The sequence below is a fragment of the Psychrobacter sp. P11F6 genome (genome assembly GCF_001435295.1).
In the GTDB taxonomy this organism is placed as follows: Bacteria; Pseudomonadota; Gammaproteobacteria; order Pseudomonadales; family Moraxellaceae; genus Psychrobacter.
Genome location: NZ_CM003594.1, coordinates 3,306,210 through 3,332,406 on the forward strand (window position 1 = coordinate 3,306,210; position 26,197 = coordinate 3,332,406).

General features: G+C 37.6%; 18 protein-coding genes. 14 read left to right on the forward strand and 4 right to left on the reverse strand.

Going from position 1 to position 26,197, the window contains the following annotated elements:
• The first annotated feature begins 57 nt into the window (after positions 1 to 57).
• The 6 genes from glmS (at position 58) to AK822_RS13730 (ending at position 9,759) form a co-directional block, all read left to right on the forward strand.
• A complete protein-coding gene (glmS, locus tag AK822_RS13705) occupies positions 58 to 1,902 on the forward strand; it encodes a glutamine--fructose-6-phosphate transaminase (isomerizing) (protein WP_060492025.1) in 1,845 nt (614 codons plus the stop codon).
• Between the two features lie 148 nt (positions 1,903 to 2,050).
• Positions 2,051 to 2,866, forward strand: coding sequence for a heteromeric transposase endonuclease subunit TnsA (locus AK822_RS13710; RefSeq protein WP_060492026.1), 816 nt, complete (start codon positions 2,051 to 2,053; stop codon positions 2,864 to 2,866).
• Positions 2,850 to 4,949: a Mu transposase C-terminal domain-containing protein gene (locus AK822_RS13715; protein ID WP_060492027.1), complete on the forward strand. Its 2,100-nt coding sequence runs from the start codon at positions 2,850 to 2,852 to the stop codon at positions 4,947 to 4,949. The genes AK822_RS13710 and AK822_RS13715 overlap by 17 nt, the downstream gene beginning before the upstream one ends.
• Positions 4,950 to 4,971: 22 nt before the next feature.
• Entirely contained in the window at positions 4,972 to 6,645 is a 1,674-nt protein-coding gene (locus tag AK822_RS13720; RefSeq protein ID WP_060492028.1) for an AAA family ATPase, read from the forward strand.
• Position 6,646: 1 nt separating this feature from the next.
• Positions 6,647 to 8,194: a TnsD family Tn7-like transposition protein gene (locus AK822_RS13725; protein ID WP_060492029.1), complete on the forward strand. Its 1,548-nt coding sequence runs from the start codon at positions 6,647 to 6,649 to the stop codon at positions 8,192 to 8,194.
• Positions 8,191 to 9,759 (forward strand): Tn7-like element transposition protein TnsE, encoded by a 1,569-nt coding sequence (locus AK822_RS13730; RefSeq protein WP_060492030.1) that lies wholly within the window; start codon positions 8,191 to 8,193, stop codon positions 9,757 to 9,759. The genes AK822_RS13725 and AK822_RS13730 overlap by 4 nt, the downstream gene beginning before the upstream one ends.
• 43 nt (positions 9,760 to 9,802) lie before the next feature.
• Here the strand turns inward: AK822_RS13730 and AK822_RS13735 are convergent, their stop codons facing one another.
• The 3 genes from AK822_RS13735 to AK822_RS13745 all read right to left on the reverse strand — a co-directional run bounded on the left by AK822_RS13735 (position 9,803) and on the right by AK822_RS13745 (position 13,489).
• A complete protein-coding gene (locus AK822_RS13735) occupies positions 9,803 to 10,423 on the reverse strand; it encodes an AbiV family abortive infection protein (protein WP_157292427.1) in 621 nt (206 codons plus the stop codon).
• Positions 10,424 to 10,518: 95 nt separating this feature from the next.
• A complete protein-coding gene (locus AK822_RS15220; protein WP_060492032.1) occupies positions 10,519 to 11,571 on the reverse strand; it encodes a restriction endonuclease subunit S in 1,053 nt (350 codons plus the stop codon).
• Position 11,572: 1 nt separating this feature from the next.
• On the reverse strand, positions 11,573 to 13,489 hold the full coding sequence (locus tag AK822_RS13745; RefSeq protein WP_060492033.1) for an HsdM family class I SAM-dependent methyltransferase: 1,917 nt from the start codon (positions 13,487 to 13,489) through the stop codon (positions 11,573 to 11,575).
• A 26-nt stretch (positions 13,490 to 13,515) separates the two neighbouring features.
• Between AK822_RS13745 and AK822_RS13750 the strand changes: the two genes are divergently transcribed.
• From AK822_RS13750 to AK822_RS13760, 3 genes are all read left to right on the forward strand, one after another.
• On the forward strand, positions 13,516 to 13,764 hold the full coding sequence (locus AK822_RS13750; RefSeq protein ID WP_157292429.1) for a restriction endonuclease: 249 nt from the start codon (positions 13,516 to 13,518) through the stop codon (positions 13,762 to 13,764).
• Positions 13,765 to 13,995: 231 nt separating this feature from the next.
• Positions 13,996 to 15,408 carry an SIR2 family protein gene (locus AK822_RS13755; protein ID WP_087945661.1) on the forward strand — a complete coding sequence of 471 codons (1,413 nt, stop codon included), beginning with the start codon at positions 13,996 to 13,998 and terminating at the stop codon, positions 15,406 to 15,408.
• A complete protein-coding gene (locus tag AK822_RS13760; protein ID WP_060492035.1) occupies positions 15,408 to 17,534 on the forward strand; it encodes an ATP-binding protein in 2,127 nt (708 codons plus the stop codon). The genes AK822_RS13755 and AK822_RS13760 overlap by 1 nt, the downstream gene beginning before the upstream one ends.
• Before the next feature lie 15 nt (positions 17,535 to 17,549).
• Here AK822_RS13760 and AK822_RS13765 read toward each other — a convergent pair whose 3' ends face one another.
• Entirely contained in the window at positions 17,550 to 17,759 is a 210-nt protein-coding gene (locus tag AK822_RS13765; RefSeq protein WP_060492036.1) for a helix-turn-helix domain-containing protein, read from the reverse strand.
• 84 nt (positions 17,760 to 17,843) lie between these two features.
• Between AK822_RS13765 and AK822_RS13770 the strand changes: the two genes are divergently transcribed.
• From AK822_RS13770 to AK822_RS13790, 5 genes are all read left to right on the forward strand, one after another.
• Positions 17,844 to 19,127 carry a hypothetical protein gene (locus AK822_RS13770; RefSeq protein WP_060492037.1) on the forward strand — a complete coding sequence of 428 codons (1,284 nt, stop codon included), beginning with the start codon at positions 17,844 to 17,846 and terminating at the stop codon, positions 19,125 to 19,127.
• Positions 19,128 to 19,407: 280 nt separating this feature from the next.
• Positions 19,408 to 23,298, forward strand: a complete 3,891-nt coding sequence (locus tag AK822_RS13775; protein WP_060492038.1) for an ATP-binding protein — start codon at positions 19,408 to 19,410, stop codon at positions 23,296 to 23,298.
• Positions 23,298 to 23,918 carry a hypothetical protein gene (locus tag AK822_RS13780; protein ID WP_060492039.1) on the forward strand — a complete coding sequence of 207 codons (621 nt, stop codon included), beginning with the start codon at positions 23,298 to 23,300 and terminating at the stop codon, positions 23,916 to 23,918. Before AK822_RS13775 ends, AK822_RS13780 begins: the two co-directional genes overlap by 1 nt.
• A complete protein-coding gene (locus AK822_RS13785; RefSeq protein ID WP_060492040.1) occupies positions 23,915 to 25,222 on the forward strand; it encodes a hypothetical protein in 1,308 nt (435 codons plus the stop codon). The genes AK822_RS13780 and AK822_RS13785 overlap by 4 nt, the downstream gene beginning before the upstream one ends.
• A complete protein-coding gene (locus AK822_RS13790; RefSeq protein ID WP_060492041.1) occupies positions 25,213 to 26,124 on the forward strand; it encodes a DUF7281 domain-containing protein in 912 nt (303 codons plus the stop codon). The genes AK822_RS13785 and AK822_RS13790 overlap by 10 nt, the downstream gene beginning before the upstream one ends.
• The last annotated feature ends 73 nt before the right edge of the window (positions 26,125 to 26,197 follow it).

Genomic DNA, 26,197 nt, shown 5'->3' on the forward strand with positions numbered 1-26,197 from the left:
TGAAACATTGAAGCCTTTAAAAATCAAAACATGAAACATCGAATTTAAGGAATAGTTATGTGTGGAATCGTTGGAGCAGTCGCTGAGCGTAATATCGCTAGTATCTTACTTGAGGGTCTTAAGCGTCTAGAATACCGTGGTTATGATTCTGCCGGTCTGACCGTCATTCGTGATGGCGAACTCCATCGCGAGCGCCAAGTGGGTAAAGTGCAAGCATTGGTCGATGCTGTGGCAGTTAATCCTGAATTTTTCGATGGTCATATTGGTATTGCGCATACACGTTGGGCCACCCATGGCGAGCCGGCACAGCGTAATGCCCATCCGCATGTATCGGGCAAGATTGCTGTGGTACATAATGGTATCGTTGAAAACTATGCCGAGTTAAAAGAAGAATTGATTGCTAAAGGTTACGTATTTACGTCGCAGACCGATACCGAAGTCGTCGCCCATCTAATCAATGATATCTACAAAACAACGCCTGATTTACTAGAAGCGGTTCGTGCCGTTATTCCGTTATTACATGGCGCATTTGCCCTTGGTATTTTGCATATCGACTGCCCAGAAGAGCTGATTACTGTTCGTTTGGGCTCTCCACTGGTGATTGGTGTGGGTATCGGTGAGAATTTTATTGCTTCTGATCAATTAGCCCTACTACCGGTCACCAATCGCTTTATGTACTTAGAAGAAGGTGATATCGCCAAATTGACGCGCAGTAGCATTCAGGTTTATGCCGATGGTGTCGAAGTAAAACGTCAGATACATGAAATTGATGCGGCACAGCACAATGCGGATAAAGGTGAGTTTAAGCATTATATGCTCAAGGAAATCTATGAGCAGCCAGACGCGGTTGCCCGTACTGTTGAGATGGCTGTAGATAGCGATGAGCCGTCTAAACTGCGCGATGATTTTTTACAGCGTCATGAAGCGCAATTAAAAGGCATTAAGCATGTCCAAGTCATCGCTTGTGGTACCAGTTACCACTCAGGCTTGGTCGCAAAATATTGGTTTGAGAGCTTGATTCGTGTGCCTTGTTCCGTTGAAGTCGCTAGTGAATTTCGCTATCGCAATCCTGTTGTCATCGACAACACACTCGTCATTTGTATTTCTCAATCTGGCGAAACGGCAGACACGTTATCGGCGCTACGTGATATTCAAAAGCACACGCCAGCAGGTCTAGTTAGCTTAGCATTATGCAACGTACCGACATCGTCTTTGGTACGTGAGACGGATATCTTTTTACCAACGCTTGCTGGTCCCGAGATTGGTGTTGCTTCTACCAAAGCATTCACCACTCAGCTCGCCGCTTTAATGCTATTGGTCTTAAAAGTGGGTGTCGTTCAGGAGCGCATGACTGGCGAAAACCTGAGTACCTTGCTTGGTAAATTGCAAGAGCTACGTGGTCAACTACATGCCAGCTTAAACCTCGATGCGCCTATCAAAGCCATGAGTGAGCATTTTGAGTATAAAAAGAGCTGCCTGTTCTTAGGTCGTGGTTTGCAGTTTCCAATAGCGCTAGAAGGCGCGTTAAAGCTGAAAGAAATCTCTTATATCCACGCTGAAGGTTATGCGGCAGGCGAGCTGAAACACGGTCCATTGGCCTTGGTCGATAAAGACATGCCCATCGTCGTACTAGCGCCAAAAGACAGCATGTTTGATAAGCTGAAAGCCAATATGCAAGAGGTACACGCGCGTCATGGTGAGCTGTTCGTTTTTGCCAGCGAATCTAGTCAAATGGTCGCAGAAGACAGATTACATGTGGTCTATGTGCCCGATGTTTGTGAAACGCTTGCCCCTATCGTCTATAGCGTACCCGTACAGCTGTTGTCATATCATGTCGCCGTAATGCGCGGTACAGACGTCGATCAGCCGCGTAACCTTGCTAAATCAGTGACTGTTGAGTAATATAAGTATTTGATTTTATTATCAATGTACGCGAGTAATAAAGTATCATACTAAGTAATAAAGATTCATACTGAGTAATAAAGTATCATACTGTTGACTCCGCTATTACCCCCTGCTAAAGTTTATATAACTTTAGCAGGGGTTTTTTATGCTTTCAAAAAAACAAGAAAAGTGGCTTAAAGAAGGTAGAGGTCAGGGGGAGTTTGCCGAGTACAAACCTTGGATAAAAATATCTGATATATCGTCGTCAGGTCGCTCCCATAGGGTTTTCGGTCACAAAACAAGACGTACTCACCATTTAATGTCTGATTTAGAGCTAGCAACATTTCTATTTCTTGAATGGAGTCAAGAAATAATAGATATTCGAGAGCAATTTCCTCTTAAATTTGATGAAACCCTTCAGATTGCAGAGAATATGCAAGTAAAGCATCCTGCTATTAGAGGCAATACTCATGTTATGACATCAGACTTTTATGTTGTGAGCTCTGATAAAGAGCTTAGCCAATTTGTTTTGCAGGCAAAATATTCAAAAGATCTAATGAAGCCCAGAACTCTAGAGAAACTAGAGATAGAGCGTCGATACTGGCACTCTAAAGGCATTTCGTGGCAGATAATCACTGAAAAAGACATACCTATAGCCGTTCAAAATAACATTAAATGGCTATATCCAGAAACTACTCTAAATAGGTCAGTTGATACTCAAGACAGTCTGAATTTTTACGCTAAGGAATTTACCAAATATCCTGAAAAAAGCATTATCGCTGTGTGCAAAGATATTGATACTGCATATTTCAGTGAGGTAGGCGGTTCGCTTAATGAGTTGAGAACGCTATTAGGGCTGAGGTTCTTCACATTCGACCTTCGCATAGACTTCAGAAAGCTAAAGTGTAGCGACATTCAAATAAGTAACTCTCATTATTGGGACTTGATGACTGAGGAGCTTGGATATGTTGCGAATCAATGATGTCTATAGTAATCAAGGTTCAACGTATAGAATACTAAGCCTTTTACCAGAGCAAGTTGTTTGGATTGAGATTGATCGTACATCCGCATTGCCTGAACTTGTACTTATTAAGGATCTAGTAAGTCTGATTGAAGAGGGTGTGTGTTATATCACTGACGACCCTCATCAGAGTTTACTGTTACAAACTCCAAAAGATGGCAGTAAAGCTCAGTTAAAACGAGATGAGAGTTATGAGCTTATTAAGCCTATTGTAAGTCACCCTTTATATTACCTTCCAGAGGAACGTGCAAAGTTCATTAATGAGATTGTTGACTCTAAAAGAAGTACAAAGCAAACGCTATATCGGTTACTTCGTAGATATTGGCAAAAAGGCCAAGTACCTAATGCTCTACTTCCGAACTATAAGAATTCTGGAGCGAAAGGAAAAAAGCGTATTGCTAAAGATAAAGAGCTAGGTAGGCCTAGGCTCTATAAGGAAGGGGTTACTGCCGTTATTAATGAAGATGTAGAAAGGCTCTTCTCAATTACTATAAATAAGTACTTATTAAACGATAGCAAGCATACAGTCGTCTATGCTTACCGAAAATTTAAAACAATGTATCGCTCTTTAAATCCAGATGTTAAAGAAGAGGACTTTCCTAGTATCTGGCAATTTAAATACTTTTATGACAAGAACTTTACTTCCGTTCAAAAACTCAAAGCCAGATATAATAAAATCAGTTATAGCAAAGATGTGAGACAGTTAAGCTCGACTGTTAACACTCAAGTTCTTGGTCCTGGTTCACGCTATGAGATCGACGCTACTATTGCAGATATTTATCTAGTATCTGATTCAGATAGGCAGAGTATTGTAGGTCGTCCAGTTATTTACTTCGTTACAGATGTGTTTAGCCGCATGGTAGCAGGTTTTTATATTGGATTTGAAGACCCTTCCTATGCCACGAGTATTCAAGCCTTAGAGATGGCAGTAGCGGATAAACAAAGTTACTGTAAAAATAATGGTATTAATATCACAGCTGACGATTGGCCATGTATAGGCTTGCCAGATGCAATTCTCGCAGATCGTGGAGAATTACTAGGTCATCAAATTGAGACCTTGGAAAAAAGCTTTTCAGTTCGAGTAGAGAATACCCCTCCTTATCGTGGCGACTTAAAGCCTATTGTGGAGCGTTACTTTAAAACCATGCAGGCAAAGTTCAAACCATTTGCGCCAGGAGTAGTCACAGGGGTTAAAGAGAAGAAAAAAGGTGGCAACGACTACCGATTAGATGCTGCTTTGACAATTTCAGATTTAAAAAAAATTCTTATTAATTCAATTTTGATGCATAACAATGCTCATCAATTAAGTCACTATGATAGAGATAGTGATATGCCATCTGACTTACCTCTAGTTCCTATTGAATTATGGAAGTGGGGGTTACAACATCGAACAGGTAGGCTTCGTGCTGTCTCAGCGGATGCTTTATACATAGCGCTATTACCTCAAAAAAAAGCCAGCATTTCAGATTTAGGTATCAAGCTCTTTGGTAATTACTATATTTGTGCTGAAATAAGAGAAAAAGGCTGGCTTCATCGGAAAAACACAATCAATAGACCTAAATCGATTAAAGTTGCTTACGATCCTTTAGATGCAAATACAATTTTTATCTTTTATGAACAAGGTAGCCTCAATTATTGGAAAGCCCATTTATCCGATAGATCAAGAGAGTTTAAGGGCTGTAGTTTTTGGGAGGTGTGGCAAATACAAGAAGAGCAGAAAAAAACAGCTGCCAATCAAGAGCTTAAAAGTAGTTTCGCATTAGAAACCCTTGAACGAGAAAATGAAAAAATCATAAAAGAAGCTATGAAGGCTAAACCAACGGCATTTAAAAGCAAGTCAGCTCAGTTAGCTAATATCAATGATAACAAAAGGTTAGCTAAAGATGAGGAGCGACAGGACAGGCAGAAAAGCAAGTTTAAAAAAGGTGAGTTAATTCAACTGCCTACGACCAAAAAAAGCACGAGAAGTCAAAGTGAACTGGATGATGAAGAGCTAGCGCTTAAGTTCCCAGTTTATCATGATATTTTATCTGAAGATGACTGATTACAGAATGTTGGAGACAGTAATGATTAATGCAGTTTATAAAGAAAGCTTTGGTTCTTACAAAGGGAACCCCTTTATTGAGGCACTGCCTGACATTCTAGAACCAGAACAAGTGGTCAAAAAACTTAAAGGTAGTATAAAGCTCAATCATTCTGACTGTCAGGCTTCCTCTTCTATTAGAGCACATTTGATATCTCAAATGATGGGTTTGTTTTTTCAGCCTATCAACCGTCATATTGATCTTGAGAAGAAGTTATCAATAATGATTCGTGAAGGGTATGTTGGACGCAATCCTAAAGACGGCTCTTTAAATACTCATCTTCAAAATGGCTATGAGCGTTTAATGTCTGGTGAGGACGATGTGATTAGGTTTCCTACAGCGACTTCTACAGCACGTAGCTTGGCATTTATAGGCTGCTCAGGTAGTGGTAAAACGACTACCCTTAATAAAATTCTATCGACCTACCCTCAAGTCATTTATCATTCAGACTTGAACTTTACTCAAATTGTCTACCTAAGAGTAGATTGTCCACATGATGGTTCACTTAAAAGCCTATGTCTTCATTTTTTTAGAGCAATCGACCAAGCTTTAGACTCTAATTATGAAAAAAAGTATGCGCTAAAACGACATAGTATTGAAACTTTATTGAATTTGATGCGTCAGATATCTAATCATCATGCTATCGGACTGTTAGTAATAGACGAAATACAGCATCTCAGTGTTAATAAATCTGGCGGTGCTGAGAAAATGTTAAATTTTTTTGTGACGCTAGTAAATACGGTAGGTCTTCCTGTCGTTATGGTTGGAACACCAAAAGCTAGATTTATATTTGAAGGAGACCTAAGATCAGCTCGACGTGGAGCAGGTTTTGGCTCAATTTTTTGGGAGCAGATGGCACAAGAACCAAATATAGTTTTAGCAGATGGTAAAATATACAAATCTGAATGGAACAGGTTTACGGATAATTTGTGGAAGTATCAATGGTTGAAAAAAGCAGATATTATCTTGTCTGATGATGTAAGAAATCGTTGGTATGATCTATCACAAGGCATTTTAGATATCGTAGTTAAGCTTTTTGTACTAGCTCAACTCAGAGCCATAGATTCAGGGATAGAGCGTATTACGGTTAAACTACTGCAGACCACTTATGATGAAGATCTAAGACCCATCCATCCTATGATAGAAGCCTTACAATCTGGTAGATCAGATAAAATTGCCGAGTTTTCAGATCTAGTAGTACCCGACATTGATAAAAAGCTATTGCAGCTTCAAAGTAAGCTACATCAAAAGAAGTCTGAGTTCGATGAGGTATCAGAATATCAGGGGTGCGAACTAAGCATTAGATTACATCGTATGTTAGTCGATATGGGGAAAGACTCCCCTGTACTAGTTCCTACAGTTAAAAAGGCAGTTTCTGAGCTACCTGAAGCCTCTATGCCCGAGTTGATGTCTATTATTTTAGAATGGTCGAAAGAGGTTAAAGTTGGAAACAGCAATTTAAAAGATGACTCTCAAACGATTAATCGTACAAAGAAATCGAATTATATCAAACCAAAGGATTGGCATACGCTTGATTCTGAAGATTTACGTTATCAGTTCACTCAAAAGGAAAAAGATAATTCATTTTATGAGCACTTAAAAGATTCTACATCGCTAATATTTGATATTAACGACTGGCTACCTAAGGTGAGTTAGTATGATTAATCTTCCTATGCCATACCCTCAAGAATTGATCTATAGCACAGTTGCTAGGTATAAGATTCGAGCTGGATTGATTAGTCCAAAGCAGTTATTAAATGATGTTTTTGAAGATAGAGGAGTAGTTGCAACTGTTGATTTGCCATGCCATTTATCTAAAATAGCGAATCACTATCCTCATAACCGTTTTAATCTGAATTATATTGCATACCAGCATACGCTTTTTCCTTTGTATGCTCCTTTTATCCCTGAGTCTAGGCGACAAGAATGTTTGAGATGGATGGCTAATTATTCGCAAGGCGCTATTCACTTAGCAATAGGGAGTAATGCATCAAGACTGCCCTCAGTAAAATATATCCGTTACTGCCCACAATGTTTTAATGAGCAGTTTAAAGATTATGGTGAATGGTATTGGTCACGTATGTGGCAAATTCCAGGCATAACTTGTTGTAGCAAGCATGGATCATTAGCGGATTCTTCAGTTGAATATCGTCCTAACTCCCGTCATGATTTTATTGCCCCTACTCCACATAACTGTAATATAAATCCACAAGGAAGTATCAATGAAGATAATAGGTTCCTCATTTCTAAAATATCTGAGCTTTTATCCTTAGCTGAACAATCTTCTCCGACTTTTGAGCAGTGGACTGCTTTTTATCACGGTTTAGCTCGATCTAGTAACTGTATAAGAGGGTCTAAACATATCGATCATCTTCGTATACTAGAAAAGGTGGAAAACAGATGGTCATTAGAGTTTTTGGAAACGAACAATCTTCATAGACTTAACAGTGAAACAGGTTGGCTTCGCGGTATTTTTCGTAAACATCGTAAATCGTTCAGTTATCTTGAACATATTATCGCTATTAGTTCATTATTGAAGCAAGAATGGACTTTTGAAGAAATAATAATGCAGGTGAAAAGCCAGAAAACTACCCTATCTGGTAAAATTACAAAAGCGAAAAATACCATAAAGCCTGATAGTGAATTGGTAAAGTCAAATCGAAACCTATGGTTAGACTTGATTAAAGAAAACCAGTCTATCAAAGGTGCTAGAAAAGTTAATAAAGCTCTTTATGCATGGCTATATCGTAACGATAAGACATGGTTTATGAATACAAACAAAAACTACCATCAACGTCACATACCTAAAGGATTCACTGTAGATTGGCAAAAGCGAGATAGCGAGTTTGTGAGGTCTTTGATCAAAATAAACGATCACACATGTTTCGACTTAACATTACCTCGTAAATCAAAAAAGTGGTGGATGAATCAAACTGATTCAGTCTCAATGATTGAGAAGAATCAAGATAAGCTACCTTTAGTCTCAGCATTTTTGGACAGATATAGTGAAGACGTTAGTAACTATCAAATAAGACGGTTAAGCCAGGTATTAATTGATAGTATATCGAACAATCAAACTTTACAGCGCTGGGAGATATTACGACTGGCTAAATTGAGTGATGAGCGAATTACTCCTGAGTCTAGTAGGTTTCTAGAGCATGCATACAGTATTACAAATATGCGAATAAACAAGGTGAGTATATGATCGCTAAAGGTTTCCCTGAAGACTCGAAAATAATGTACGTTGCTAATATTTTCAAGTTTAAACACTTGAAGACATGGAATCTTGAGCTATACGTAACAAGCACTAGCCAAAATCAAATATTACATACTAGACTATCAAATCTACCAGCTCTCGCGAAAAGAAGAGTCATAAACCCTTCAGATGGGCAGTCTCGTAAAGGTGGCTACCCATTTGTTTTGAGTAATGTCTCTACTGCTAATTGGCAAGTAGGCATTGATTCAGAAAGCGGCGGTAATACCTTTGTGTTTGACTATATCAGACCAGATGAGTCAACAGTAACGGTCCATATACCTCAGATTGAGTTTGCACGAGTGTTATTTTTTCATAATGCCTATCTTGCTCGAAACTGTATTGATCACGGATTACTCAGTAGAGAGTTTTGGATTCAAGACATGCCAGATGATTCAGTATTGGTAAATGTTTTGCCTATAAGCTCTCTACCTTTAAAAACTTTTGATCACGAAGGACAGAGACGCTTACTGGCTTGGATACTAATAGATGAAAATGCGCGTTCTTCCTATGAAAGTATTGCCAAAAATTTTATTGAAGAAGTTCAGGAAACTGAAGACAAGAAAACATGGTGCTTTAAATTTAGTCCGCCACGGCTTGATAATCTCTCACTAGACACTAGAGGTTGGATGCACAAGGATACTGGCAATTACTATGTTCATGAAATTATAGGGATCAGTAATATTCTCTCCTCTTTGCCCAAAAAAGTGCCATTTTATAGTGAGAAATTCAAAGCTGGTACGAGAGGCGGCGGTACAAGTAACGTAGCTAAGCCAAATGGTTCAGTAAGTAGTGATACTATTGATGATCAGCAAGAAGCAGATATTGACACTAAACCGAAAACGATAGAGGTGCCAACAACTTCCTTTAGCTTTGCAACTCCAATAGAAACTCGAAAAGTTGTCAAAAAAAGAGTTCCAGGCGCACAAGGAGCAGAGACTGAAGATTATGAAGAGTTAGTAGAACTAGATCTTGCTACAGATGAGGCCACGATTGACGGCACAGCATGCCAAGCGGACTTCTCTGGGCTTGATGATGACAGCGATGTTTTAGAACTGTATATGCAACGATTTGAAGCCTTTAAGCTACTAATCAAGAGGCTATCAGAACGACCTAAGACTGACTGTACTGAAAAACTACATTTTTTACCTGCTGTTGGGCGCTCTAGGCTACATAGAACGATGGACGGCAATAGACGGTCTTTACTTGAAGTAAGAGTCAAAACTGACACTTCTCAGTTCGTCATTTTAGAGATAGATACTACTGACAACTCTAAGCCAATATCGACCTTAATAATAAAAATCAATGATTTAGATTACTGGGACGATCATATGGATGAGTTTCTGAGCTTAGTTGTTAAGAGATCACTGCGTTGGCCTAAGGCCAGTTATTTAAAAAAATTTGACGATGTGTACACCTTGAACCATCCTAAAAGTATGCTCGAACTTACTGAAAGTAGTGACGATTTTATACGATGGCAAAAGCGATTGGATACAGTTCTAGGTTTGGCTGAATGATTGCGGATGCTTAATATAAAAAACGAGCATAATTATATAATTTTCATTGAATGAGTATTTTTGTCACTCTTAAAAAAATCTCATCAGTTTCATCACTTGCTATAGAAGCAACAGCCGTCATACCCCAAAATAATTCACCAAATAGCTCAATAGCTATCAGTAGGTGTTCAGCTGATAAATTAATGCTTATGAATTTAGAAGGTATATGCAAGCCCTCATTATTTCGACTAAAATATAAAGCTTTTTCTCTAAGAGATGAGTATGTCCCTATTTCATAATTCGTGATTATTTCTTCAACTCTCTCTTTACCAATACTATGATGTAAACGCTCAGAAGAAAGAAATAAAGGGTCTATAGAGATCCTATGCTTTTTGCTATGATTAAATAAAGGATCCTTTGACCTTTTCACTATCTGTTTCGTTTCCAGCTCTCCTCTTGAGCGCATGTGACCAGAATGAACTTTAGCGATTTCTTCGAATACGGTAATAGATAAAAATAGCGAAGGTGCTGCACTGTCAGTCATTAATAAGGTATATGAAACTTTTATCAAATCAAAAATATGCATAATAGCAGCGTTATACTCATCTCTACCATGCAGTCCTGTATAACCGTCAGAAACTGATAAAGATGCTTCGTATCCTATATGGTGACCCGTACTTTTCACTATGTGAATCTCCATGACTTAGTATCAATTACAACTGCGAAGACCTTCAATAGCTTTCAGTATTTCGCTATATCAGACTAATAATAAGACCCTTCTCATTTTTCACTTTGAATATAGTCAAGATATTGCTTTCGCTTAAGATATTCCAGGTTCATCATATACTGCCCCATATACTCAAAATCTGGGCGATGATCTTCTTTAACAGGTAACATGACTTTATCTCTTGAAATGCGCTTGTCGTTGATCTCTCTGTTAAAATTGTATTTATCAGACAACCTGTTAGTTAAAGTCGCTATAAAAAGGTAAATAAAGCGGTCAAACTGATCATTCTGCAAATGGGTCACATGATCACTTGCAACAAATTTGTATGGTTGATAAAAGCTTGCACCAACGCTTCCACTGTTTGCGACTGTTAAACAATTTGAGAATATACGAATGCCATCTTCATTCCCAATGAAATCGTTAACACCGTTATTCAAGGAGGTTGAAGAGACATAAGGATGATGCCCTTCTATCTGATTGGCTTTAGTGAGACGCTTACCACGCTGAACAATTTTAAAAATATCTTTTAAGAAAAACTCGTGCCATTCTTTATTTTCAAGCTTTACAATATTTTGGGGTTTTAGCTTTGCCAATTCTTTTCGGCAAAACTCAACATACTTAGCTTTTTTCCTATCAAGTAAGGTTTTTGTATAGTTTTCCATGAACTGCCAGTTTAACTCGCCTTGATTCAGCGATGGCAGCATAACCTTTTGACGGCTTAAGCGTTTTTCATTGAACTTGTAACCATATTGATATTTTCCCTTTTGCATTAAGATTGCACTTTTTAACGACAAGTAATGGTATTTATTACCATCTACTTGCTTTAGCGACAATCGCTTAACATCATCAGAGAAAATGGCTGTATATGGATGGTAAAAGTTCTCAACAACACTGCCGTTGTAATTAACTCCCAAAACATTTGCGTCTTCAGAACGGTTTGTATCTGACACAAAATTTGTAATCCCATTATTTGAGTCAGTTGCCCCAATAAATGGTTTAAAACCTGATGACATATCTGCCTTGGTTAACCTGACACCAGATTTTATTACAGCAAAGTCCTCGATAAAAAACTCGTGCCATTCAACATCTTTAAGGCTTAATGACATATCAAGCCTCCTTCGAATCGTCAGATTTAAATAGATATTCTCGATTTTGCATAATCATAGAGAACTCAAATGTCAGATAATCGCCTATGGTTTTTTCAAAATCAGCATCAGTTGGGAGTTCATCATTGAAATAATAAAAGCTGTGAAGCCACTCATCGTCTGCTTCAATTGCTGTTTTTACACAGAATTTACTTTCCGCTTCTATTCGGTCAAACCAGACATCTAAAAGGTGTTGCTTCTTATCCTTAGCTTGCTCTGTTTCGATCAACCCAATATGAGGACTCACTTTAAACCCGTCTTCTCTAAAATCAATAAACTTACACTCTTTGTCCTCTGGGTGCGGTTCACCAGCAGTAAAAATTGCGATACATGGAATAGTTCCCACACCATAGAATGTATCCTTATTGAGTGAAATTACGCCCTCCAAAGTATGTTTCTTGAGAATATTCGCCTTTATTGAGTTTTCTTCTTTAGATTTTCCCGTTAAAGAAGATTGTGGAATAATCACAATCGCACGACCGCCATCGACCAATGAGTTCAGTAAATGTTCTGTAAAAGCTATTTCATACAAATCTGGATTTTTCTTTGAGCCTTGTGAGTAAGGCGGATTCATCATTCCTACGGTAGCGCCCTTTAATTGTAGTTTATTAGGGTCTTCGTTTAGAAAGTTATGGTTAATTAAATTGCTTTTACCATCACCTCTTAAGATCATATTGGTTGTAGCAATGGTGAACATGTAGGGTTGCAACTCAAAACCGTGCAATTGTTTTTGGCGGATATTTTTCTTAAGATTATCGTTTTCTGTTTGTGCAAGCATGTAATGCATGGCAGCTATTAAAAATCCTGCCGTTCCTGCACAGGGATCGAGCACAGTATCATTCGGCTTAATATCAACCAGATCACAGAATAGGTCGGTAATATGTTTGGGAGTTAACACGATTCCTAGCGTCTGCCCATCACCGCCAGAGTAAGACATAAACTCACCATAAAAGCGTCCTAAATAGTCTTCAGAAGAGCTTGTATATTTAATGCTTTTATAAATTTTTTCATGCAAAAATTCGGTGAAATGCTTAAGAGGGGTTTTATTAAGCGTATTATTTATTTCATTTAGGATTTGTGTGTCTTTAATGATTGAGAACTGGCTAAGAATTTTATCTCTTTTAACATCAGGAGCAACCTTTGAACGCTTTAGGTTCTTTTCAATAGCACCGTATATTTTCTCGCCATCCGTGTCAATTTCATCTCCAGCTAAGAAAGTGACATCAAAACCGCCGAATTCCGCTTCTCTAAGAGCCAATAAAATACCTGAGACAATTAGCGGCTTGTCGATATCTTTTAGGTTTCCGTAATTTCTCAAATCTTCATGTAACTCTGAGGCATCACGTAATATCTCAGCTAGCTCCTTTTCTTGGTCAGTATCCTCTTGTAGCACTTCTCTTGTATAGTATTCAATAATATTTTTTTCATTGAATGAGATAAAAGATTCAACTTCTGGTAACTCACGGTAATATTCGGTTTCATCAATAAAATACGGACTGATTTTATGTTTCTTTTCATCTCCAGAGATACCAAAAGCGATGACCTTCTTGTAAGACGTGTTTTGAGCTAAATGTTGACCGTAAAAGAGAGCTCCATTAACAGCAAAATCTTTAATATCCTTAACTGTCGTACTAATCAGACCTTTTGAGTCAAGCTTTACATGCTTAGAAACATCAGCCTTGTTCTCAAAAACAAGGATGAAATCTTTCACGACTCCAACAAACTCTGGAAAACCTACTTTCCCAGAACCACTTTTAGAGGCAGTTTTTAAGGCAAGATCGATTTCAAGAATAGTGCTACCTTGGGGTTCAAGTTCCATATCTGCTTCTTTCAATAAACTGTGAACCCATAAATCTGTTTTTGCTTCTTTCTTTGCCATTTCTACGCACCAGTCCGTTTTAAGAAATGAAGTATAGCATAAGCCTCAATACTGACTCTCGCTTAGAAATACAGAGTATCATGGAGCAAATTAAACACGTAACTGTATTAAGCAAAATCCCTAAAAACTCCATTAGAGTAGCAATATCAGATAGTGGCACGTATTCATCTGACTTTTCTTATGTCGTTGAAATTGATAAAAGCCAAACGCTCAATTTAATTATTGAAACCAAAGACACTGCATCGCCTGAGAGCAGAAAAAAACCGAAAAATTAAGCATGCTGAACGGTTCTTCAATCAGATGGAAGCAGACGGACTTAGCATGAGTTTTAGCACAAAGTTTCAAGATGACTTAATAAGGGATAATATTAAGCAAGCCTTGAATCAATTGACTTAACCGAGTATAAGTTTAAGTCAAATAGATAAAAATCTCGTTTTTTATCTTTATGAATATTTAAGTGTTATTCTATAAACTTGAGTCTACAGCATTTGATTAAAAGGATTTTTATGACTGAATACGGAAATATCATTAAAGTAAGAGATGATTATAAACCAACTTATTTCAAAAAAAGTTCAGATGTTATAGAAGCTGAATCTACTATTAGCAAGAATAATCAAAAAGTTAAATTTATACCTGATCCACAGTCTGAAGCTCCTTGGCTCAACGGGTCTAAAGAATTCAATCATAAAGATTTGCGGTCTCGTATTGAACCTTGGCTTACTGCTTTATTTCAATCTGAACATCTTTCATTACTCGCTGGTGCAGGGATAACGCATGCTATTCATTATATCGCTGTCAATGCCTCTGCTGCAGGTATGTCTAAACTAGACTTGGAAACTTATGGGGAAGAGATAGATGAGGCTGCTAAGAAATCTTCGGAAGCCTCAGGACGTGAAGAAGGTAATATTGAAGACCAGTTACGTGTGGCTAATGAGTTGCTTAGAGGTCTGGAGGTACTTAATGATGATAAGGCTTCAGCATTAAAGGAGGAACTTGAAAAAGGATTGCAGAAGTTTGCTGACTCTATACTTAAAAGTGAACAAGGTATCGCTACAGCTCAGGAGCATAATCGTGAGTTGGCATTTAATACTTTGGTTACTTTTCTAATGAGCTTTGCAAGTCGAACTGGAGTGCGAGATCGTTTAAATATATTCACTACAAATTATGACCGACTTCTTGAAACGGGTGCAGAAATTGCAGGTATCCATTTAATTGACCGATTTATAGGCAGTATTTCTCCTATATTTAGATCATCTAGATTAGATATAGATCTGCATTATAATCCTCCTGGAATACGTGGTGAACCCAGATATCTAGAAGGAGTAGTGAGGTTTTCAAAACTACATGGTTCCATTGACTGGCTACAATATGGTAATGATATTAGAAGATTAGGATTACCATTTGGAGCATCATCTGTAATGCCATATCTTGATGTAGCAGGATTTCCTGATATGACAGCTCATAAAATGATGATTTTTCCTAATGCAGCTAAAGATCAAGAAACAGCAAATTATCCATATGTTGAGTTATTCCGTGATTTAGCATCGGCTGTTTGTCGTCCAAATAGTACTTTGGTCACCTATGGTTATAGCTTTGGAGATGAACATATCAATCGTGTAATTAGAGATATGTTAACTATTCCGTCTACTCATCTTGTTATTATTTCCTTTGACGATCCTTTGGGTCGAATCATGAAACTATATGATGAATGGGGTCGCCATTCACAAATTAGTTTGCTAATAGGTCCCGAACTGGCTGATATAAAAAATTTAACTCAGTATTATCTGCCAAAAGCAGCCATTGATAAAACTACTTCTCGCATGACAGAACTTCTTAAACAGCGGTTGCCAAATGTAAAAGAAGAAAAACCTTCAGATGTTGAGTTAGATTCAATTGGTCCAGTTATGAGGAGTTCGTAATGTCAATATCTCCAGTTGCTTACGCAGAGTCATTGAGAGTTGGTACTGTTGATTTTGTATCTCCAGATCAAATCAAGGTACTTATTGATATTGAAGCTCCCGATGGAACAGCTTTGAATACTGGTACGCCTCGCCCATTTCCAAGAGTTAACGGGTATATGCTTATTCCAAGTGATTCAGGCTATCTTGTGGGTCAAGTAGAATGGATAACAATTGAACGATCACAATACCCGAAGAGACGAGGATTGCAGGATTTTGGTCTTATAGACTTACCTTATCCTTTAAGAAAAATGAGTTTAAACCCTTTAGGATGTTTGATTTTTGACGAAACAGATAGTTGTGGTAATGAACATTATAAATTCGTACGTGGTGTAAAAGGTTATCCAAGTGTTGGTGTGCCTGTACTGCTGCCTACCAAAAGCCAGCTCAGAGACATCATTGAATCAGGAGCAAATAGACGAGTTTTGATAGGTACAAGCCCTTTAGCTAATGATGCGAAAGTAATGATTGATCCTGACAGATTGTTTGGTAGACATTTAGCGGTGTTAGGTAATACAGGCAGTGGTAAGTCTTGTTCTGTAGCTGGTTTAATTCGTTGGTCACTTGATGCTGCTAAAAAGGCTAGAACTGACGATAATGAACCTAATGCAAGATTTATTGTGTTAGATCCTAATGGTGAGTATGCAAAAACCTTTGAGGACTTAACCACAGCTAAGATTTTTAAAGTTGATGCTTCTACATCAGACTATACTGAAAGCAGCATAGAAGAAAGTGCGTCAGAGGCTTTAAAAGTACCATTGTGGTTCTGGAATAGTGCCGAATGGTGTGCATTTACTCAAGCAAGTGCAAAGACACAGCGTCCAACATTAATACAATCATTAAGAAACGTTCGAGAGGGCGTTTTCCAAGAAGGTTTAACCGCTAGTCAGGAGATGCGTAGGTATCTTCGCAACTTAATGTCAATAATTAATATTGATAAAAATAAAGGTGCTCCTTATAGTGGTGGCGGTCCCGCAAAAGGCTTTAAGGATAAACTGATTCGTCTGGCTGAAACTATAAGAGTTGATGAATCATTTAGTGGACAGGAGAAAATTGCCCAACAAAGACTTAAAAGTCATATTGATCAGCTAGTTTGTAGTCATCCAGGTGAGTGGCCGTCCATATTTACAATTGATGAGTTAGATTCTTTATTACGTATTCTAGCTGATACTCATAGTGTATTTGGGGGTCAATCTACTGACGTTTTACCAATCGATGCAGACATTCCTAGAAAATTTGAAGGTGATCAGCTTCTTAGGAGTATTGAGGCAAATGCTGAACTTTTGAAAGTAACAGATCATGTTGAGACTCTACTGATGAGAGTACGTTCAATTCTTTCAGATACTAGAATGAAGTCTATTTCAAGTGATACAAGTATAGAGTTACGTGAATGGCTAGCAAAGTATATCGGAGATAACCAAGCCTCAAATGGTTCGGTGACAGTTATAGACTTATCTTTAGTACCCGCTGATATTATTCATGTTTTAACTGCTGTTATTGCTCGGATAACGTTAGAGTCTTTACAAAGATATCGTAAACTAAATAATGGAAAAACACTTCCCACGGTGTTAGTCATGGAAGAGGCTCATACATTTGTAAAACGTTATAAAGATGATAGTGAGTATCATGGCTCTGCTGAAATATGTTGCAAAGTATTTGAAAAGATAGCTCGTGAGGGACGAAAATTTGGTCTTGGCATGGTTTTGTCCTCACAACGTCCAAGTGAGTTATCTCCAACTGTATTATCTCAATGTAATAGTTTTCTCTTACACCGAATCAGTAATGAAAGAGATCAAGAGTTGGTACACAAGCTTGTTCCTGACAACTTAAGAGGTTTGTTGCGAGATTTACCAGGGTTGCCTTCAAGAAATGCGTTTTTACTAGGATGGGCTTCTGAGCTACCAGTTTTAGTTGAAATGAATCATTTACCAGAAGGCCATCGCCCAAAATCAAATGATCCAGATTATTGGGACGTATGGACAGGTAAAAATTCTAAAGGTGAAGAGATACAAAGAGATGTTGATTGGAAGCAAATTACCGATGATTGGCAGCAGTTAGTAAACAATGTTGAAAATGACGATAACTAGGATGATCTCGGACTATTAAACTAGATCATTTATGTCAACTCCTAAAGCCTCACAGATCTCATAGGCCTTTTTGAGCGTGATGTTCTTCTCACCACGCTCAATATTTCCCATATAGCTTCTATCGATTCCTGCTAATTCAGCCAGTTTTTCCTGAGATATTCCTTTATTTCTTCGTACTTCACGAACACGCTTTCCAAAAGCTATGATGCGCTCATCTGTCGTCATCTCATTAACCACTGCTAAAAATAGCAATACTCACAGTAGTCAACTATAATATCCACGGGATATAGTCGGTATTATGAGGTGAGTATGAAAACAAAACTAGAGTATCAGCCAGGTATTACAGAGCTTAATAAGCTTGTCTGTGAGAAGTACTGGTTACGTGAGAGCGATAAACGAAGTGGCTATATATATACTTGTAAAGAGATAGGTCAGGAGTTTGGCCTTAAACATCAAGACATACCCAGTATTGTTAAAGCAAATGCTCATCTTGTTGTACTAGACTGCCAATGCATAGAATGTAGTAAAACTAAGGTTTGCTATACTCGTTCACAGCTGACTCAATTAAAACCTGATAGTTGGCGTTGTGACAGTTGTTGGAAAGTGCTTCAAGAAAGAAGAGAACAAGAGTATCTAGAGTATCGGCTTGAACAAAAGCGTTTAGAAGAAGAACGAAAACAAGCGGCTCTCCAGTATATTAATGATTACAGAGGTACTCAATTAACTGAGGTCCCGCCAATAACTGAGCTTAATGAAGTAGATAAGCTTTTACTTGCTACAACGATAGAAAGCTTAGGCGCAGAAAATCTAAAAACTACGATCTCTCTGCGCGATAATATATCACTATTTTTATCACCGTTCTTTGGATTAGATGAAAAAATACTTCACCATCTTTTCAAGCTAAATCTGCTTTTATTGGCTCCTGAAGAGAGCTATGAATATATTAGTGTTAATAAAGAGCAAGAATTAGAGATTGATTATTATCAGGCAACTTTTGAGTTTGCTTATGACACTAATGACCTGACTAAGATAATAGTAGATGCTAAATCCAAAAAGAATACTAGTGCTTTAGTCAGCAATACTCAGTTTGAGATGTGGTGTCAGCAAATACAGCTAGGAGAGTGCCTAAGCTACTTGATTACTAGGGCAAAACTAAACAACTTGGCACCGCCTATTGGTGAAAAGCTCATTAGCTTACTTAGAGCTTGTTTAGCTGAATGTTCTGTATCTGTTATGCACTATATAATCTATAAAGCGGTTGAAAGTGCTGCTGCCTTCGTGCAAAAACCGAATATTACTAGAAAGCATGCATCAAACTCTATTTCAGGTAATATCGAACGGGTTTTCAGTAAGATATCTAGTGGTAGTTGGTATCCTAACAAGTCTTATCGTGACGCTAGTCACCCCCAGTCTGCTATGGCAAAAGTATTTTTTGATTACGTGTTTGGAATAGAGGATTGTGGTTTTCATTACACTCTCGATGAGCTGTTTAACCCTTACAAACCGCAGCAGGCTATTGGACAAGTGGGTTATGCCACTCTAGGAAGCGCTCAAAGTACTAACTACTCAATCACAATCAATGATTTGAATTAGTGTAAAACACAAAGAACCAAATCTAGTATAAGTTCCTCATACTAAGGCCAAATACTAAGTGTATTTGGCTTTTTTAATAACTCTAATAATAAATTAGAAAGTAATGCGACAACAGTTGTCGTATATTGTTGAGTTATTAATAAGAGCTGATGCCTAAAGCACTTAATAATACGATAATATTGATATGATTGTAGACACTCATAATAAAAGTGAAATGAAGTAGACTGAAATAACTCAAGAATTTAAAACTTGGTTTTATATATTATAGAAAGGATTAAAGATGCTGAAAACGGATGAAGCCTTAAGCATAGCAAACGAAGACAATACGAAACCAGTTATAAAAGATATCAATAAGCTTCTACGTGTCGCATTAATCAACAGTTACCCTAAAGGTCAAAGCCACCTTATTGAAGTTGGTGATAACACAATCATTACGGGGCGCAATAGCGCAGGCAAAACTACCCTGATGGGAGCAGTCATTCCTTTTTTTGGCACTAGATTGAGTGAGGTTTCTAAAAAGAATGAAGCGGTTAAAAGCTTTATTGACTTTTATCTTCCTTATGATGACAGTTACTTGGTTTATGAATACAGAAGACAGGGCGAAAAAAAATGTGTGATCCTGAGGCGGAGCAGTGAGGGGCAACAAATTTTCAACTTTATCAATGCTGGATACAATGAAACCTGGTTTGTCACAAAAGATGCTACCAATCAGCGAAGATTTAGGCAGTTTGAAGAAGTTAAAGGCATAATCGAATATCAAGGTTTTAACGTCTCAAATAATATCAAGCAGCTGGCTTACGAGGCTATCATATCTAATTGTCCTAATAGACGCTTAAAAGCCTCTATTCGTTCATCTAAAGCTCTACAAACTATCAATGCGCTTCGTCCTGATTACTCACTGGCTGTCGGTAGAGGTAGCTTCTACGGGTTTTCCTTAATCGCTAGCAATATTCTAAAAAGTAAAATTGAGTTTGATCAAATATGTGAGTTTTTGGTTGAAGCAATGAAGACAGAAAATAAAGTTCAGAATAATGAGATTTCTATAGATTCTCAAGGGGTTGATACCAATAAGTGGCTTTCAGATCGCAATTCATGGAATGAGGTTGAGCAACTTAGAAGTAAGTTTAACGAACTAGGCCAGTATGTTGAGCAAAATGCCTCTAATCAAAACGCCCTATCGATAATAGTTAAAACGCTCAGAGGCTTAGTCAAAGCCTTTGATACAAAGATTGCAGAAAATAAAACCATTGAAGATGATCTCAAATTAAAAGTTGAAGCCCTAGAGCAAGCAATTACCAAGATTAAAATTGCTTGGGATAAAGAAAAAGGCCAGTTGCAGAATGAAATTGATGATCTGAGCTCTAAGATATTGAAGCTTGAAAGAGCGAAACGAGATTTTGAAGAGGGTGTACCTGGACATCATCAACCATTGGCCATATTACAAAATATGATTAGAGAGGTCTCGTCACTTGAAGAACAAATAAAGCACGAGAATGAGCTACTCAAAGCTCTACGCAAAAACGAGGAAGATGCCACTAAAGTCATTGAAAACATTAAAGAGCAACTTGCTAAAGACTTGAAGCAAATAGAGTCTAAAAAAAATGGTTTAGTTTCTCAACAAGCGTTAATGCTACAGCAGATTAAAACAGGTTACTACGAGTCTCTTTCAAACCTAGGTGATGATAAGGCTGCTAAGCTTAACCTTATTAAAAAAGAGTACGAAATCAAGTCTAGTGCCATCAAGGAAAAACATACCCAGCTTATTATCGATAAGAATAACCTGGAATCAGAATTAAAAAATGTTAAATGTAGCCTCGAGCTTGCCAAGGAAATGGAGAGCTTAAAGATAAATTTAGACAATGCTAAAACTCAACTTAATCAGGACATAAAAAATCAAAGAACAGCTGAAAAATATCTAGATGAGGCCAGTAAGGAATATGAAAAACTACAAAGAGAGCATGAACGCTTATTAAACGATATCTCTGATAAGACCTCTGATATTGATGACCTCTATGATTTACTCAAAGATGACACATTACTCAGTTTCCTATTGAGAAATGAAGCCGATGAAGTGCTTTCGCCTTTGATAAATCAGATACGAAAAAGTATCGACCCATCCCTATTCAACCGCTCTGACCTATCACCACAGTGGCTTGCACCTAAAGAATTAGACATCGAGACTCTGTATGGGCTGTATCTTGATACATCAAAAATAGACACTACTAATAATCCTAAAAAACTACTTACCCTTGAAAGTATTACTGAGCAAAGACTTGTGTTAGAGGATGAGATATTAGAACGTAGAACTAATATCTCATCGCTCGAAAAAACAATTCATCAAGCCAAGCTTACTAAGAAAAAAGCCAATGAAGATGTCTATAAGGCAAATACCAATGTGGTTAACACTGAAAAAGATATCGAAAATAAACAAGCGACGCAAAAACAGCTAGAAATAAGAGCTGAAAACGAAATTGAAGAAGCTAAGAGTAGGATTGAGAACCAATTAAACGAAATTAAAAATAAAATTAATGACCAAATATCAGCTTCCGAAACTGTTGATACCAAAATAAACATCTCTGAGCAGAAGATAGTAAGCCGTCACAAATTGGCTATTGAACAACTGGAAGAAGATAAGAAAAAAAGAGAACAGGCGGTAAAGCAACAATATGTTGAAGAACTTGAAGGCTTGAAACTTGAAGCTGATCAGTCTCAAGAGCGTCATGATAGGGCTATTGATGAAAATGGCTACGATGATAACGTTATAGCCCAAACTATAGCCAAAGTGCAGCAACTATCCACAAAGTTAGATGTTGCTGAAAAAGCCAAAATACGCGTTAAGCACTATTACGAGTTTATTGATGAAGAATATCGAGATTTACCTATACTGTTTGAAAAACGCAATGGTCTATCAATTAAGCTAGTGGATAAACAAGCGGCTTCTGATAAAGCTCTGATATCTAAGCAGGAGGATGCCAAATCCCTTGCCGAGAGAGCCAAGGATATTAATGGTCGAATTGATAGAGCACAAATCGATCTAATAAGCATCAAAGAAAGTCTAGGTAATGCCGGTAACGCTTTTGATAAAGCTTTGGTTGTGGATCATACCTTGCAGCCTGAATATACGGAAAATTCTTTGCAAGACTTGCATAATGCAAGCTTAGCAGTCTTGAACGATGCCAAATCTTTGGTTCGCGACACTAAAAAGAATATGGAAAAAGGTATTTATGCACTAAAGGCCATAAGAAAGCCCTTTACCGCCAATGGGTCTATGTTTGAGAGCTTAATGTCTGACAGTATCTTACTCAGTATACCTGATCAGGAAAACTGGTACATACAAGCTAAAAAGTTTAGCGACTACTTGCACAATGAGCATGAAATTAAAAAAGATACACTCATTGGCCAGTATCGAGTCACCGCTCACCAAGTTAGAGAATTTAAATCAAAGCTAGATGATGCTCATAATAGCTTGAGTAATTTTTCGAAGCGTATTAATACCAAATGCAAAGAGGTTTGTGAAAAACTAGAAGCTTTAGCCATTGAGGAGCTTCATATAGCTATAAGTTCGGGAATCAAAGAAAACAAATGGTATTCCACCTTGGCTGACTTCACTGATGCATATCAAAGATGGGCTAATGAGGACATCCATGACACAACGCGTATGCCTAATCAGGAACTGCTTTCCAAATTACAACTCGTGCAAGACTATATTGGTCAAAACCAGATGAATATCAAACTGTCAGAGCAATTTAGTTTCAGTCTAAGAATCAAACAGGTCGGCGGTGAAATCAAGGAAACCAAAAGAGCAAAGGTATTTAAAGATATGGGGTCAAACGGCACCATGCGTATTGCTCAGCTAATCATTTATATCTCTTTGCTCTCAGTTATATCAACTACATCGAGCGATGAGGTCGAGCTGAAATTCTTTATTGATGAAATTGGCGTGTTAGATCCGCAAAATACTCGTGAGTTATTAAACTTGCTACAAAAACTTGGTATATCAGCAATGTGCGCCGCTCCTGAGAATCCAGATGACGAGGTTGTCCCATTATTCGCTAATAATATTGCCTGCCATCACAATAAAACCAGAAATATGTACTCAATCTCTCAAACGGATGATATGTATATGTTGACTCAGGATTCAGAACTTGAGGAATTTGGAGTGTTTTCCTAATGAAAGAGTATGAAATACTAAGATTGTTAATGAACAATAAATTTATATGCTCTGTGAGTTATCCAGAGGCGTATAGGCATCTAAGAGATAACAAAGTAGCCTATGATCGTATGGTGTCTCAGCTACAACCATTTGGGGTCAGTCTAGTCACCCTCAGTGATGGGGAGGTTTATGCTGGTTTAAACAATATACCTAGTGACTCTGATAGAAGAGCAGTGGTTAAACAGTTTAATGAAATTTATCATGACATAGCACCTATAGTAGAAATGATTGCTTGCCTATCAACAGCCGATGAAGGCAATGTATTGACTGTTGGTGAAAATCTATGCCAAACAGAGCTGGTTTTAGAAGCAAATAATAACAAGCATTTTGCAAGTATGCTAAACGAGGTTTCTGAGATCACAGGCGCTTCTAAAAAACCCAATGACGAAAAGGTAGCTGCTCTTTTAGAAAGACTCCAGAAGCACGAAATACTGAAGTTGGTTGAGCCCAATAAAAAGATTTATCGAGCAACAGGAAAAATCGGCTATATATATGATGTATTTGATTATATTGCTGAAAACATATTAGATGAGCCCACTGAAGAGATCTTTGCTGAGCAGCAAGGGCTTAAGTTATGAGTAAAGTCAGCCTCAGGTTATCGGAAGAAACAATCAGAACACTTGGTAGAGCTGTAACTGATAAAGCTGATTTGATTTATCAAGCCTACTCTCCTAATGGCTGTTATGAGTTGGTCAACGATAAACATAAACAGTATCAGATATTACAAGACAGTGGTGTTATCAGTATCAATCCTAATAACATTACCCTAGGCTCAAACTTTACAGCAATCTTAAAGAGTCTGGATAGAAAGTCTCGTAATGCAAATATTGCTCCCGATATTGAACTGTCTAAACATCAGATAAGTAATGAGGTTGCCCTAGCGCAAATACAGTCAGATTCGTTTGAAGATGAAAGTGAAGAGATGATGCATTTGGCTAATATACGAGATATCTGCATCTCCATCGCTGAATATCTTGGACGTGAGATGGCTGATATTGAGTATGTTATCAACTCTGATCTAAACAACACATCAAACGTTAAGGTAAAAAGACAGATTCTTGAAGGTTTAAATAAAAAGATCAAACTCCAGCTCGAAAAAATAGAGATATTAAGTCGCGATGAACTCCGTAAACTACACGGCGAGTATACGCCAGCGGCAGCTATACTGAATGAGTATTTGGCGGATTCTATTTCTAGATTTAATATTGAAATGGGAGTCCACTTACAAAAAATACTGATATTAATTGATAAGTTAAAAAAAGAGCAAGATAAAAAAAGCAAGAGGCTTTGGCTATTACGCAAGGCTTTAAGAAACAATCAACTTGCTCCTGAAAAGATAGATATTGAATATAACGATATTGTAGATAAAGGCTTAGCTTTTGGTGGTATGGCTTTGGCTGGCACTTTGCACAATATTGAAACTGTAGATGACAGCGAATTTCTTTTCTCGGTGGTAAGTAAAATTAGCAACAAAAATCCTAAACGCAAGAGTGATAATTTATATAAAGGTGAGTATGAGGAGTTTGACCGAGAACATAAGAAACCACCACCCTCCCCTGAAAAATTGCTTGTTATGCAGTATATGGCAGATAATTGCGACATGCCTTTTACTAAGGCCTTATCTGTCAGGGAGTACTGGGATTTGTCAGGTTTGAAGCGCAAGATACGCTACAAAGCCTTTTTAGCCTTGTTCTTAAAAGTAGCAAAGAGTGATTTTATCAACGACAGGATCATTAAATCTAAAGGTCAATTTAACTATAAAGTTTATTTAAAATCACTAAACCTTTCTGATACTTGCGACACACGCTATGTCATCGATGCTAAATATATAAAGTTTAATAGAAACGAAGAGTCGCCATCAAAGGACCAGATATGGAAGTAGACCTAGAAAAATCCTTAAATACAGCGGGTAAACTTGATTACTTGAAGGAGAAGATGATACTGGGGGTGAAATTCGCTACCTATCGAAGCCCTGACAATATCCTTGTATTATTGGTGTCTTTTGACCCCAGTATTGGCTACACAGAAAATGGAAAAGTGATCATTAATATGGGTGGCTGGGGCCGTATTAGAGAGATCGTAAAAGCTCAAACAGGGATAGACCTACTCAGACACAATTTAAATGAGCTAAAAAGTAAAGACCGTGTAGATAACACAGCTATCACAACTAACGATAAATTATTAAGTAAAGCACCTACCAAAGGCTTTCTTGAGTGTCGTCTACTAGGTAGTGAAGAACATATTATTAAGGTATCAAACAACTACACGCATAAGCAAACTCAAGAGAATGCCTATTTAGGTGTGGAAATTAACGACCTCATTGATTGGAATATCGATAACATTATAATCATAGAGAATTTTAATGCATTTTGTAGATTTAATGAGCAGCATGCCAAGCTAGTAGAAGGGTTGACTGGCGCAGTAACTGTGCTTGCCTATCGAGGTCATAACAATAAAAATATAACTTCTATATTGAAAGCTTTAGCTCAAAAAGACTGTAAACGCTATATCTTTGCTGACTATGACTTGGCTGGTCTGAAAATAGCTGAATCGATGTCAAAAACCCTCAAAGCTCACGGATATATACTACCCAACAAACCTTGGATGCAGACTGAAAAATATATTGAAATGACGATTAAAGAAAATCGTAAGAAGCAGTCATCTATTAAGATAAGCTTACCTAGCTTAACCCCCTACTTTGAACATATCCGTGACAAGTATTTAGCAGTACCACAAGAGACTCTTATAGCGAGAAGAACTCAACTGAAGGTCATTGATATTTGAGCTGATTCATATGAATATGTAGGGCTCATTGTGTCCACTGAGGTCTAAATTAGCCCTTGTATAATACTTAATT